Source organism: Paenibacillus rhizoplanae, from assembly GCF_042684125.1.
GTDB lineage: Bacteria > Bacillota > Bacilli > Paenibacillales > Paenibacillaceae > Paenibacillus_AQ > Paenibacillus_AQ rhizoplanae.
This window is the reverse complement of record NZ_JBHUKY010000041.1, coordinates 1-13,822: the sequence shown is the minus strand read 5'-3', so window position 1 is coordinate 13,822 and position 13,822 is coordinate 1. Positions and strand designations below refer to the sequence as shown.

11 protein-coding genes and 1 tRNA gene are annotated in these 13,822 nt (G+C 51.2%); 10 read left to right on the top strand and 2 right to left on the bottom strand.

Going from position 1 to position 13,822, the window contains the following annotated elements:
• Positions 1-252: 252 nt before the first annotated feature.
• Positions 253-1,356, top strand: coding sequence for a PdaC/SigV domain-containing protein (locus tag ACFSX3_RS22225; RefSeq protein ID WP_209994465.1), 1,104 nt, complete (start codon positions 253-255; stop codon positions 1,354-1,356).
• A gap of 156 nt (positions 1,357-1,512) precedes the next feature.
• Positions 1,513-2,151, top strand: coding sequence for a GDSL-type esterase/lipase family protein (locus ACFSX3_RS22220; RefSeq protein WP_209994464.1), 639 nt, complete (start codon positions 1,513-1,515; stop codon positions 2,149-2,151).
• A gap of 84 nt (positions 2,152-2,235) precedes the next feature.
• Here the strand turns inward: ACFSX3_RS22220 and clpP are convergent, their stop codons facing one another.
• Both clpP and ACFSX3_RS22210 read right to left on the bottom strand, forming a co-directional pair.
• Positions 2,236-2,832 (bottom strand): ATP-dependent Clp endopeptidase proteolytic subunit ClpP, encoded by a 597-nt coding sequence (gene clpP / locus ACFSX3_RS22215; RefSeq protein WP_042132753.1) that lies wholly within the window; start codon positions 2,830-2,832, stop codon positions 2,236-2,238.
• Between the two features lie 193 nt (positions 2,833-3,025).
• Positions 3,026-3,100 (bottom strand) — tRNA-Arg (locus ACFSX3_RS22210).
• Positions 3,101-3,402: 302 nt separating this feature from the next.
• Between ACFSX3_RS22210 and ACFSX3_RS22205 the strand changes: the two genes are divergently transcribed.
• From ACFSX3_RS22205 to rnr, 8 genes are all read left to right on the top strand, one after another.
• On the top strand, positions 3,403-4,455 hold the full coding sequence (locus tag ACFSX3_RS22205; protein WP_209994463.1) for a sugar-binding transcriptional regulator: 1,053 nt from the start codon (positions 3,403-3,405) through the stop codon (positions 4,453-4,455).
• A gap of 116 nt (positions 4,456-4,571) precedes the next feature.
• A complete protein-coding gene (gap, locus tag ACFSX3_RS22200) occupies positions 4,572-5,582 on the top strand; it encodes a type I glyceraldehyde-3-phosphate dehydrogenase (RefSeq protein WP_209994462.1) in 1,011 nt (336 codons plus the stop codon).
• 132 nt (positions 5,583-5,714) lie between these two features.
• The gene (locus tag ACFSX3_RS22195; RefSeq protein ID WP_209994461.1) at positions 5,715-6,896 is read left to right on the top strand and encodes a phosphoglycerate kinase; all 1,182 of its coding nucleotides are present in this window, start codon (positions 5,715-5,717) and stop codon (positions 6,894-6,896) included.
• A 27-nt stretch (positions 6,897-6,923) separates the two neighbouring features.
• Positions 6,924-7,679, top strand: a complete 756-nt coding sequence (gene tpiA / locus ACFSX3_RS22190; RefSeq protein ID WP_209994460.1) for a triose-phosphate isomerase — start codon at positions 6,924-6,926, stop codon at positions 7,677-7,679.
• A gap of 2 nt (positions 7,680-7,681) precedes the next feature.
• The gene (gene gpmI / locus ACFSX3_RS22185; protein ID WP_209994459.1) at positions 7,682-9,226 is read left to right on the top strand and encodes a 2,3-bisphosphoglycerate-independent phosphoglycerate mutase; all 1,545 of its coding nucleotides are present in this window, start codon (positions 7,682-7,684) and stop codon (positions 9,224-9,226) included.
• A 58-nt stretch (positions 9,227-9,284) separates the two neighbouring features.
• On the top strand, positions 9,285-10,571 hold the full coding sequence (gene eno, locus ACFSX3_RS22180; protein ID WP_209994458.1) for a phosphopyruvate hydratase: 1,287 nt from the start codon (positions 9,285-9,287) through the stop codon (positions 10,569-10,571).
• A gap of 229 nt (positions 10,572-10,800) precedes the next feature.
• The gene (gene secG / locus ACFSX3_RS22175) at positions 10,801-11,034 is read left to right on the top strand and encodes a preprotein translocase subunit SecG (protein ID WP_036690096.1); all 234 of its coding nucleotides are present in this window, start codon (positions 10,801-10,803) and stop codon (positions 11,032-11,034) included.
• Between the two features lie 231 nt (positions 11,035-11,265).
• Positions 11,266-13,822 (top strand): ribonuclease R (gene rnr / locus ACFSX3_RS22170; RefSeq protein ID WP_379313277.1); only part of this gene is annotated, 2,557 nt, incomplete at its 3' end.

Below are 13,822 nucleotides of genomic sequence, written 5' to 3'. Positions count from 1 at the left end.
CTCTGCTGTTATAGCGGGGCAGGCGCTTTTATATAATTATATGAATGTATATATATGCACATATGCGCTATGTAAAGCTCTCAATTTGTTTAAATTGAGGTAACAGGATCTTTAGATAATCACGGCAAACCTTAAGAAACTGTAAGGCGGATTGTAACATCCCCCGCGCGTTCTTTTACTATAATAGGAACAGTGATACGAAGGAACACACATCATGACTAATCATACCACCAGGTGGAAGGGGAAATAACAATGAATTCGAACTCAAAGAAATACATGCGCAGATGGGGTGCGGGGATGCTCGCAGCAGGAATCCTGCTAGGAGGCACAGGAGTACTTCAGGCAGGCATTACGGAAGCTGCTCCAGCGGCCGCACAGGTCAAGGCCAACTCCTCTTCAGTAGTACTGAAGGTAAACGGTAAGGCCGTAACGCAGACCGGGATTGTTCAAGAGGGAAAAGTATGGGTGCCGGTAACCTTCCTGCGCGATGCGCTGGGGATGCCGCTCTCTTATGATAAAGCGGAGAAGACCTACTCCATAGGAACAGGTACTGCGCAAATGAAGCTGGCGAACATGGATTACGGCATTATGATCAGTGTGAACAACTATTATATCGGCGAATATCAGGGCAAACAACTGAATAACCGGCTCTATGTACCATTCGAACTGTTAAGTGATTACATGGGCTATAAAGGGGACTGGAGCGCAGCTACAGGACGGCTGAATGTAATGAAAAAAACGCAGAATGCCATAACGATCAAGACTGTGAGCTATGTGAAGGATCATAAGGATGCGCCAATCAAGCTGGATTATCCGCAGGTCAGTGGCCTGGCAAGTGCAGAAGCAGAGAAGGCAATCAATGATCTGATCAAGCAGACCGTTCTGAGCTATGCGAAGGATGCTGAGGATCAAATCTCCAAGCGGTCGAAGGATGACCGGCCGTATGAATTCGAAGGCGGTTATGTGGTCACGTATAACCAGGATGGCGTGCTCAGCCTGATCACTAATCAATACGGGTATACCGGCGGTGCTCATGGGATGACTTACCGCAATGCCTTCACCTTCTCGCTCAAAGACGGTAAACGCCTGCTGCTGGGCGACCTGTTCGGGGCCAACCCTAATTACAAGAAACAGCTTAATGCCAAGCTGGCCACCGAGATCAAAGCTAACGGAGGATATCTGGGCGGGTTCAACGGCCTGAATACCGAGAAGTACTTCTATCTAAAAGACGGCAAAGCGGTGCTCTTCTTCCAGTTATACGAATACACTGCATATGCCGCAGGCTTCCCGGAATTCACCTTCGGCTTCAAGGAATTGTTGCCGGATGGAAGCAGTCCGTTTGCAGCGCTGAAATAATAAATTCGATTATCCAGGATGCCCTTGCATCTCCTCCGGGAGAAGCAGGGGCATTCTTCATGTGCAGGGCCTATTCAGCCTGCCCTGCCGTTACCACTTCACCCGGTTGTTCATAAGCTATAGGAGGCAAGCAGCTTATAACGGGGAGGGAAGGTTATGGTCTATGCCTATACGGCTATCGGAGATTCACTCACAACCGGCTTCGGGGCGCTGCCCGGGAATGGTTTTGTCCCCATCTACCGCCGGATGGCGGAAGTGAGGCTGGGCACGCCGGTGGTGCCGGCGAATCTTGGCGTTAACGGTCTGACTACCGGGGGACTGAAGCAGCGGCTGAGGACCTCTAATGTCTACCGGGCAGCAGTGAAGGATGCGCAGATCATTACGATGTCCATTGGCGGCAATGACTTGATTAAGGCAGCCCGGGCAGCGGGGCCCAGGCCCGGTGAATTCCAGGGCTTGCTGCAGCAGGCGCTCCGGGATTGCAAGCGCAATTACAGCGACATCATGGGCACCCTTACACAGCTCAAAGCAGGTACACGCAGCCCCTATATCATCCGGTTGGTAGGCCTCTACAATCCATACCCTCAGGTGGACGAAGCAACAGAATGGGTACGGCAATTTAACCGCTATGCGTCAGGCTACAACAGTAATAACGTAGGTTTTGCTTCGATATATCATGAATTTGCCGGTAATGAGCGGGGGCTGCTGTTCCTGGACCATATTCACCCGAACGGGAGAGGCTACCGCGTAATCGCAGGCAAGCTGGATGCCCTGGGGTACGGGGGCTTGAGGTAGCTCATGTATAGGCATAACAAAAAGGCTGCAACGGGACCTGACCGGTCTGTTGCAGCCTTTTTGTGTATTCATTGGAGCGGGTACTTATACGCCTGTTGGCAGGGTCTTCTCAATTACCTTGTCCACGATGCCGTATTCAGCAGCGTCTGCAGCGCTCATGAAGTAATCGCGGTCGGTATCCTTCTCGATCTTCTCAATCGGCTGGCCCGTACGTTCGGACAGAATACGATTCAGCTTCTCACGCAGCTTGATGATGCGGCGGGCGCGGATTTCGATATCCGAAGCCTGGCCCTGAGCACCGCCGAGTGGCTGGTGAATCATGATTTCGCTGTTCGGGAGGGCGAAGCGCTTGCCCTTGGCGCCGGCGTTCAGCAGGAACGCTCCCATGGAAGCAGCCATACCTACACAGATGGTGGAGACATCCGGCTTAATGTACTGCATTGTATCAAATATAGCCATACCCGCTGTGATGGAACCGCCGGGGCTGTTTACATACAGGTGAATATCCTTATCCGGGTCCTCGGCAGCCAGGAAGAGCATTTGTGCGATGATGGAATTGGCTACCACGTCATTAACCTCCGTTCCAAGGAAAATGATGCGGTCCTTCAGCAGGCGGGAATAGATGTCATAAGCGCGCTCACCGCGGTTGCTCTGTTCTACTACCATAGGAATATAACTCACGTGGAAAACCTCCTTGAAATTGGTGCTTCGAATGTGTTCATTTTTACTGTTACCGTATTAACCACATGATAAACAAATTCAAACAAAAAGTCAAAGAAAGTCAAACTTACTTTCAAAAAAAAGAGCCCTTAAGTGGGCTCATTGGTTAAATATAATATAATCGTCACTAAATTATGTACAAACTTGAAAATAATGGCGCGCCCGCCAAGAATCGAACTTGGATCTCAGGCTTCGGAGGCCTACGTCATATCCATTGGACCACGGGCGCAACAGAAATTATTATAATACACATCCCGGATAAAAGCAATGTGTATTAAGCATCCAGCAGGAAATAGTTTTTCTCTATTTCATAAAGATAGGTGAAAGACATGGAGAAGAGCGCCTCCAGCCTGTAGATCGCCGGACAAGCCCATGTATAAGATGAAAGCGGGCTGAGAATTATAGTCTCGGAACACTTGCACTCGGCGTCAGTTTTGGGTAGAATAAGGGTGGGACTTAAAAAGTTAACCCGGGACATTTTGAGACCATGAACAAGGGATAAGAGAAAGACGAAGTTGCAGGAGTGAAAGCATGCGTAATCTATTGGAAATCCAAAAGCAGCTTCTGCCTGATCTCATGGAAACCCTTAAGAGACGGTATACGATTCTACATCAGATCATGCTGTCCGATATTATTGGGCGCAGAACGTTAGCCGCATCGCTTGATATGACCGAGCGGGTGCTGCGTGCCGAGACGGATCTTCTGAAATCGCAGGGGCTCATTGAGATCGAGAGCGTCGGTATGCGCATTAGCGATGCCGGTCGCGGACTGCTTGACCTGCTGGAGCCGATCGCCAAGAGCCTATTCGGCCTGGATGATCTGGAAGAGAAAATTCGTACTACGTACGGTCTCACCAAAGTAATTGTGGTACCTGGCGATTGTGAGACATCGCCGTTCACCAAGCGTGAACTGGGGCGCGCAGGCTCCAAGGCACTGCTCAGCGTCCTGCGCAGTGACGACACGATTGCCGTCACCGGCGGATCAACCCTGGCCGAGATGGCCGATCAGTTGAGCCCGCCGCTCCCCCTTTCCTATAAGGACGCCTGGGTCGTTCCGGCGCGTGGAGGACTGGGAGAGAGCATGGAGATACAGGCCAACACCATTGCTTCAACCATAGCCAAGCGGATTGGCGCCAATTACCGTCTGCTGCATGTGCCCGATCTGCTTAGCGGAGATGCTTATCAGTCGCTTGCGCAGGACTCCAATATTGGAGAGATTGTACAAATTATCCGCAGATCGCGTATTATTGTACATGGAATAGGTGATGCCATTGAAATGACCCACCGCCGCAAGCTGGACTCCGGGACGATCTCAGAGATTCAGGGCGAGGGCGCTGTAGCCGAATCCTTCGGATACTATTTCAATGAGGACGGCGAAGTGGTTCACACTATGCTGACCATGGGGCTGCGCCTGGAAGACATTATCCGTACAGAAGTCGTTATCGGTATTGCCGGAGGCAAACGCAAGGCGAAGGCCATTCATGCGATGCTGCGGTTCGGGCAAGAGGATATTCTCGTCATCGACGAGGCGGCTGCTGTCGAAATCGGTAAGGAAATCGACACACAGCTACAAAAGGTCCTATAGATTCCATTAAATGGGGCGCGCGCAAAGGGTTTATGCATTATACTTAACATTGTTGTCTTGACGAGCCTTACGGCCTGTCTTGAATAAATAAAACGAAATCTAGGAGGAACTATTCAATGAGTGTAAAAGTTGGTATTAACGGTTTTGGACGTATTGGACGCCTTGCATTCCGCCGTATTCAAAATGTAGAAGGTATCGAAGTGGTAGCAATCAATGACTTGACTGACGCTAAGATGCTTGCTCATTTGCTTAAATATGATACAACTCAAGGTAAATTCCAAGGCGATGTTGAAGTGCATGACGGCTTCTTCAAAGTTAACGGTAAAGATGTTAAGGTTCTGGCGAACCGCAACCCTGAAGAACTTCCTTGGGGCGAGCTTGGCGTTGATATCGTTCTGGAATGTACTGGTTTCTTCACAACTAAAGAAGCCGCTGAGAAGCACCTGAAAGGCGGAGCTAAGAAAGTAGTTATTTCCGCTCCAGCTACAGGCGACATGAAGACAGTTGTGTACAACGTTAACGATGACATCCTTGACGGTTCCGAAACTGTAATCTCCGGCGCATCTTGCACAACGAACTGCCTGGCTCCTATGGCCAAAGTTCTGAACGACAAATTCGGTATCATCGAAGGCCTGATGACTACTATCCACGCTTACACAGGTGACCAGAATACTCTTGATGCTCCACACGCAAAAGGCGACTTCAGACGCGCCCGCGCTGCTGCTGAGAATATCATCCCTAACACTACCGGTGCTGCTAAAGCCATCGGCTTGGTTATTCCAGCCCTGAAGGGCAAACTTGACGGTGCAGCACAACGTGTGCCTGTAGCTACAGGTTCCCTGACTGAACTGGTTACTGTTCTGGATAAGAGCGTAACCGTTGAAGAAATCAATGCAGCCATGAAGGAAGCTTCTGACCCAGAAACTTACGGCTACACTGAAGATGAAATCGTATCTTCCGACATCAAGGGTATGACTTTCGGTTCCCTGTTCGATGCAACTCAGACTAAAGTACTGACTGTTGGCGACAAACAGCTGGTTAAAACTGTTGCTTGGTATGACAATGAAATGTCCTACACTGCACAGCTGGTTCGTACTTTGGAGAAATTCGCTAAGCTTGCTAAATAAGACCGATTTCATATAAGCAGTACAATAGAGCGGAAACAAGGAAAGTCTGTTTCCGCTCTTTCTAAATCAAATGGATTCGTGTGAAATGGCTTCGTGAAGGAACCAATTTTGGGTGTGGAGGAAATGTTAATCATGAACAAAAAAAGTGTCCGTGATGTAGAAGTAAAAGGCAAACGCGTATTCGTGCGTGTAGATTTCAATGTGCCAGTGGAAGACGGCAAGATCACTGATGATACCCGTATCCGCGAAACCCTTCCAACAATTAAATACCTGATTGAGAACGGTGCAAAGGTCATTCTGGCCAGCCATATGGGTCGTCCTAAAGGCGAATTCGTTGATTCCATGCGTTTGACATCCGCTGCAGTCCGTTTGTCTGAATTGCTCGGCAAACCGGTAGCTAAAGCTGATGAGGCGATTGGCGAAGCGGTAAAAGCGAAAATCGCTGAACTGAATGATGGCGATGTGCTTGTACTTGAGAATGTCCGTTTCTACAAAGGCGAAGAGAAGAATGATCCTGAACTGGCTAAGCAGTTCGCTGAACTGGCTGACCTGTTCGTCAATGACGCATTCGGCGCAGCTCACCGTGCCCATGCTTCGACAGAAGGAATCGCTCACTTCCTGCCTGCAGTATCCGGTCTTCTGATGGAGAAGGAATTGTCCGTTCTCGGCAAGGCGCTTTCTAACCCGGAACGTCCTTTCACTGCCATCATCGGCGGTTCCAAGGTTAAAGACAAGATTGACGTTATCGACCACCTGTTGACTCTGGCTGACAATGTACTGATTGGCGGCGGCCTTTCTTACACGTTCACCAAGGCTCAAGGTTACGAAATCGGCAAATCTTTGGTAGACAACGACAAGATTGATGCAGCGCTTGGATTCATCGAGAAAGCTAAGAAGCTGGGCAAGAACTTCGTGCTTCCGGTTGACGTTGTTGTCGCTGACAAGTTCGGTGCAGATGCCAACACCAAGATTGTAGATGTAACAGAGATTCCTGCAGACTGGGAAGGTCTGGACATCGGTCCTAAGACTCGTGAAATCTATGCCGATATTATCAAAAACTCCAAGCTGGTTGTATGGAATGGACCTATGGGCGTATTTGAAATCGATAAATTTGCTGAAGGTACTATTGCCGTAGCTCAGGCTTGCGCAACTACTGAAGGCTACACAGTTATCGGCGGCGGAGATTCCGCAGCAGCTGCTGAGAAATTCCACCTCGCAGACCAGATGGATCACATCTCCACTGGCGGCGGCGCATCGCTCGAGTTCATGGAAGGCAAGGCTCTTCCAGGTGTAGAAGCACTGAACGACAAGTAATACCGAAGAGGGAGGCAATACATCACTATGAGTAGAACACCTATTATTGCAGGCAACTGGAAAATGTTCAAAACTGTTCCGGAAGCCGAAGGCTTCATCGCTGAAATCAAAGGCCAGGCGGAAGTGGCAGGCGTAGAGACTGTTATCTGCGCGCCATTCACTAATCTGCCTGCACTGGTTGCAGCAGTACAAGGCACCACCATCAAAATTGGTGCACAGAACCTGCACTTCGAAGATAACGGCGCTTATACAGGTGAGATCAGCGGCGTAATGCTGAAAGATCTTGGCGTAGAGTATGTTATTATCGGCCACTCCGAACGCCGTGCTTATTTCGGTGAGACGGACGAGATCGTCAACAAAAAAATGCATGCGGCATTCCGTCACGGCATTACTCCAATTGTCTGCGTAGGCGAAAAGCTTGAAGAGCGTGAAGCTGATCAGACTAAGGACGTATGTAAGGTTCAGACAGAAGCTGCATTTGCCGGTCTTAGTGCAGAGCAGGCAGCAAGCGTAGTTATCGCTTACGAGCCAATCTGGGCGATTGGTACAGGTAAATCCTCCACTTCCCAGGATGCCAACGAAGTTATTGCTTATATCCGTACCCTTGTTAAAGGTCTGTACGATGAAGTAACAGCGGAAGCGGTTCGTATCCAATACGGCGGCAGCGTGAAGCCTGAGAATGTAACGGAGTACATGAGTCAAAGCGACATCGACGGCGCTCTAGTCGGCGGTGCCAGCCTGCAGCCTGCTTCCTTCGTTTCACTCGTTGAGGGGGCGAAGTAAGGATGTCAGCTCCAAGACCTGTAGCACTGATTATCATGGACGGCTTCGGATTGCGTAACACGGATGAGGGCAACGCCGTTGCCCAAGCCAACAAGCCGAACTACGACCGTTACCTGAAGCAATATCCGAATACTACGCTAACCGCTTGCGGCGAAGCTGTAGGTCTGCCGGAAGGCCAAATGGGTAACTCTGAAGTAGGGCACCTTAACATTGGAGCCGGCCGAATTGTATACCAGGACCTGACCCGTATCGACAAGTCGATCCGTGATGGAGAATTCTTCGATAACGAGACGCTGGTGGCTGCCGTAAGAAGCGCTAAGTCAACCGGCAAAAAGCTTCACCTCTATGCGCTGGTATCCGATGGCGGTGTACACAGCCACATCAATCACCTGTTCGCCATGCTCGATCTGGCCAAAAAAGAAGATCTGCATGAAGTTTATATTCATGCCTTCATGGATGGCCGTGACGTAGCACCTGACAGTGGACAGAAGTTCATTCAGGATCTGGTCGGCAAGATTGAAGAGGTTGGCGTAGGTACGATTGCTACGGTATCCGGACGTTACTTCGCGATGGACCGTGACAAACGCTGGGAACGTGTAGAGAAGGCTTACCGTGCAATGGTATATGGCGAAGGCCCTAAATATACCGATGCCCTTCAGGCCATTACTGCATCCTACCAGAATTCTGTGTTCGATGAATTCGTGGAACCAAGTGTGATTGTGGACAGCCAGAATAACCCGGTGGCGACAGTGGAGAGCGGCGATTCCGTCATTTTCCTTAACTTCCGTCCTGACCGTGCGATTCAGCTGTCACAAGTGTTCACGAACTCGGATTTCCGCGGCTTCGACCGTGGTCCTAAGTTCCCGCAAGGCCTGCACTTCGTATGCCTGACTACCTTCAGTGAGACCGTTCAAGGCTTCGTGGCTTACTCCCCGAAGAACCTGGACAACACGCTCGGTGAAGTACTGGTTCAGCAGAACAAGAAGCAGCTGCGTATTGCGGAAACCGAGAAGTATCCTCATGTGACCTTCTTCTTCAGCGGTGGACGCGATGAGGAGCTTCCTGGTGAGACCCGTATCCTGATCAACTCGCCCAAAGTGGCAACCTATGATCTGCAGCCTGAGATGAGCGCATACGAAGTGGCGGCGGCCTGCGTAGCGGAGATCGAAGCAGACAGACAGGATGCCATTATCCTGAACTTTGCTAACCCTGATATGGTAGGACACTCCGGCATGCTGGAGCCTACGATTAAGGCAGTTGAAGTTACGGACGAATGCGTAGGCAAAGTTGTGGATGCGGTGGTTGCCAAGGGCGGCGTTGCTATTATCATTGCTGACCACGGGAATGCGGATATGGTATTTGATGAGAACGGCCGTCCGTTCACAGCCCATACCACCAACCCGGTTCCGTTCATCGTTACCACCGAAGATGTAGTTCTGCGTGAAGCTGGTATTCTGGCAGATGTGGCACCGACAATCCTAGATCTGATGGGACTTCCGCAGCCTGCGGAAATGACCGGACAATCCATGATTGCCAGCCGCAAATAAGCAAGACATCCGTTTTTTGTAATCCCAAAACCATTGTATAAAAGGAGATTAAACTTACATGACTATTATTTCTGATGTGTATGCACGCGAAGTCCTTGACTCCCGTGGTAACCCTACTGTAGAGGTTGACGTTTATCTGGAATCCGGTGCTAAAGGCCGCGCTATCGTTCCTTCCGGCGCTTCCACTGGCGCTCATGAAGCTGTAGAGCTTCGTGATGGCGACAAATCCCGTTACATGGGTAAAGGCGTTCTGAAAGCTGTTGAGAACGTAAACGAAATTATCGCTCCAGAAGTAATTGGTATGGACGCTCTTGACCAAGTGGGCATCGATAAGCTGATGATCACTTTGGACGGAACTCATAACAAGGGCAAGCTGGGCGCTAACGCAATCCTGGCTGTATCCATGGCTGTAGCACGCGCTGCTGCAACTGCTCTGGACATTCCTTTGTATGTATACCTGGGCGGATTCAACGCCAAGACTCTTCCAGTACCAATGATGAACATCATCAACGGTGGTGAGCATGCCGACAACAACATCGACGTTCAAGAGTTCATGGTTCTTCCTGTAGGCGCTACAAGCTTCAAAGAAGCTCTTCGTACAGGTGCGGAAATCTTCCACAACCTGAAGTCCGTACTGCAATCCAAAGGCCTGAACACAGCTGTTGGCGACGAAGGCGGCTTCGCACCGAACCTTGGTTCCAATGAAGAAGCAATCACTACCATTATCGAAGCGATCGAAAAAGCCGGTTACAAACCAGGCGTTGACGTATTCCTCGGTATGGACGTTGCCTCCACTGAGTTCTACAAAGATGGTAAATACACACTTGCAGGCGAAGGTAAATCTTACACTTCCGCTGAATATGTGGACCTTCTTGCTTCATGGGTTGAGAAGTACCCAATCATCACCATCGAAGACGGCATGTCCGAAGATGACTGGGATGGCTGGAAATTGCTTACTGAAAAATTGGGCGACAAAGTCCAATTGGTGGGTGACGACCTGTTCGTTACGAACACTGAGCGTCTGGCAACAGGTATTGAAAAGGGTATCGGTAACTCCATCCTGGTTAAGGTTAACCAGATTGGTACACTGACTGAAACCTTCGATGCTATCGAAATGGCTAAACGCGCTGGTTACACAGCAGTTATCTCCCACCGTTCCGGTGAATCCGAAGACAGCACCATCGCTGACATCGCTGTTGCGACTAATGCTGGCCAGATCAAGACGGGTGCTCCTTCCCGTACAGACCGTGTGGCTAAATACAACCAACTGCTTCGCATCGAAGATGAGCTGGGCGAATTGGCTCAATACAACGGCCTGAAATCCTTCTACAACCTCAAAAGATAATTCCTTTTGAATATAGGTACAATGAGCCTGCCGGTTTCCGGCAGGCTTTTTTGAAGCTGATATCCGCGATAGAAGCCAAACTTGAGATTTTCATAGTGAGATAAGGCTAGAATGCAGTCTGGAAGGTTGTATTCAATCTTTGGCTATGATAAAATAAGAATGCTGTTTATGAAACGGAAATTCTAATTTAGCATAGATAGTGATGCTTGGACGTAGGAGGTGGAAGTGAATGGATATCTTTTTGAAAGTGGTGCTTCTGATTTTTGCCGTAGGTCTGATTGCGGTCGTTCTTCTGCAAAAAGGGAAAAGTGCAGGTCTTTCCGGTGCCATCTCCGGCGGTGCTGAGCATCTCTTCGGTAAAACAAAGGCTCGCGGTATGGAGCTAGTGCTGCAGCGTGTAACAGTTGGTCTGGCGGCCGGATTCTTCATCATGTCAATTGTTGTTGCCATTGTTGTTGAATAGTTGGTCTACAGTAAGCCTTCGCTCTGTTCTGAATGGAATAGACGGGGGCTTTTTTGTATGCGGATTTAATATTGTGAACATCATAACAGGGATGCCCGGGATTAATTTCGTGTATACTAGGGTATGAAGTATATAAAGGTAAATTTTACTTGAAATGATTACCGTGCAATAGGACAAGGCATACATATATGCCAGTGCATAGGAATGCTGCAGGAGGCTGAGGTGACGAACATGTTAACACAGGAAATCTTACTTGATTTCATGCGGGAGACCGCTTATAAACCACTAACTTATGAAGAACTGGTGAGCCATTTCGCCATTCAGGATAGTACCGATTTCAAAGCCTTCGAAGCTTTATTGGTGGAACTGGAGAAGGACGGCCGGATCATATTGACCCGCAGCAGCCGCTATGGTGTGCCCGAGCGGATGGATTTGCTGCGCGGACGGCTGCAGGTCCATGCGAAGGGTTTTGCTTTTCTGATTCCCGATAACCGGGAGCACCCGGATGTGTATATTCACGCGAACGATCTGAAGGGTGCAATGAACGGCGATATTGTCTTGATCCGTGTTACCTCGAAGAGCCCGTCCGGCGGGCGCATGGAAGGCGAAGTGGAACGGATTCTGATTAGAGGCGTGTCGCAGACGGTGGGTGTCTTCCAGAGCCTGGAGTCCTATGGCTTCGTGCTGCCTGACGATAAGCGGATTAACCGGGATATTTTCATCCCCAAGGAGTCTTTCAAGGGTGCGGTTGACGGGGAAAAGGTGGTTGTCCGCATTGTAAGTTATCCGGAGGGCCGTGCTGCGGCTGAGGGCGAAATCATTGAAATCCTTGGCCATAAGGATGATCCGGGCGTGGATATTCTGTCGGTCATCCGTAAGCATCAGCTTCCGGAGGCTTTCCCGGCTGAGGTGATGACGGAAGCGGAGCAGGCGCCGGATTCCATCACGGATGAAGAGATTATCGAGCAGGGGCGGCGTGATCTGCGCGGGCTCAATATCGTAACGATTGACGGCGCAGATGCCAAGGATCTGGATGATGCGGTCAACGTGGAGCGTCTGGAGAATGGCCATTATAAGCTGGGCGTTCATATTGCTGACGTAGGTTATTATGTGCGCGAAGGCTCTGAGCTGGACAAGGAAGCCTATGACCGCGGGTGCAGTGTGTACCTGGTGGACCGTGTCATTCCAATGCTTCCGCACCGGCTGTCGAACGGCATTTGCAGCTTGAATCCGCAGGTTGACCGTCTGACGATGTCCTGTGAAATGGAATTCGACGAGCAGATGAAGGTTGTGAACCACGATGTCTTCACCAGTGTGATCCGCACGAAGGAGAGAATGACCTACTCCGACGTACGGAAGATTGTGGAGGATGAAGATCCGGAGCTGCTGGAGCGTTATGCTCCGCTGATCGGGGATTTCCGGCTGATGAAAGAGATCGCGATGAAGCTGCGCGATGCCCGGATGCGGCGCGGCGCGGTGGATTTTGATTTTGAAGAGAGCAAGATTATTGTAGATGAGGCCGGTAAGGCTATCGATATTGTAAAACGTGAGCGCTCTGTGGCGGAGCAGATTATTGAGGAATTCATGCTGGCGGCTAATGAGACGGTGGCGGAACACTTCCACTGGCTGAAGGTTCCGTTCCTGTACCGGATTCATGAGGACCCGGACCCGGAGAAGCTGCAAAACTTCATGGCTTTTGCGGCTAACTTCGGCCATCACGTGAAGGGCCGGGGGAATTCGGTTCACCCGCGTGCCCTCCAGGATCTGCTGGAGCAGATTCAGGGAACGAAGGAACAGACGGTGATCAGCACGATGATGCTGCGCTCGATGAAGCAGGCGAAGTATGATGCCGAGAGCACCGGGCACTTCGGGCTGGCAGCGGAATTCTATTCCCACTTCACCTCACCGATCCGCCGTTATCCCGATCTGGTCATTCACCGCGTCATGCGTGAGGTGCTTGAGAATGGCGGAGCGCTGAACGAGAAGCGCCATGAATATCTGGCTTCGCGGATGCCGGATATTGCCCAGCAGTCCTCGGAGCGTGAGCGTGTGGCCGTCGAGGCCGAGCGCGATACCGAGCAGCTGAAGAAAGCGGAGTTCATGCAGGACAAGGTTGGCGAGGAATTCGACGCCATGATCAGCAGCGTGACCAGCTTCGGGATGTTCATTGAGCTGGACAATACGGTCGAAGGTCTTATTCGCCTCAGTGCGCTGACAGATGATTACTACCACTTCGATGAAGCTCATATGGCGCTGATCGGCGAGCGTACCTCCAAGGTCTTCCGCATCGGCGATGAAGTGAAGATCCGTGTCGCCAAGGTCAACATGGATGACCATACTATCGACTTCGAGCTACTCGATATGAAGCCGCGCGCGGCCGGAGATCACCGGAGCTACGGTGGCCGGGGCGGCAAAGGCGGCCGTCCGGGCGCTGGAGGCCTCAGCAAGCCGTTCGCCGGCAAGGCTGGAGGCGGCAAGGGCCGTGGCGGTAAAGGCAAGCCCGGCAGCGCTGCTGCCGGAGGCAAGAACGGCGCCGCCAAGAAGAAGGGCGGCGCGGGTACAGGCGGCAGCTTCGGCGCTGCCGGGAAGAACGGTGCCCCTGCCGCAGCAGGCGGGGGCGGAAGCCTCGGTGCCGCTGGAGCCGGCACCGGGAACGGGCCGCGCGCAGACGGAGCGGCGGCGTGGGACATCGCCGGCGCAGCAGGCAGCGGCCGCAAGCGCGGCCGCGGGCCGGAAGCGGCAGCGCGGCGCGGTCTTGCCGCCGCAGGCGCAGCGGGCGGGGCGAAGG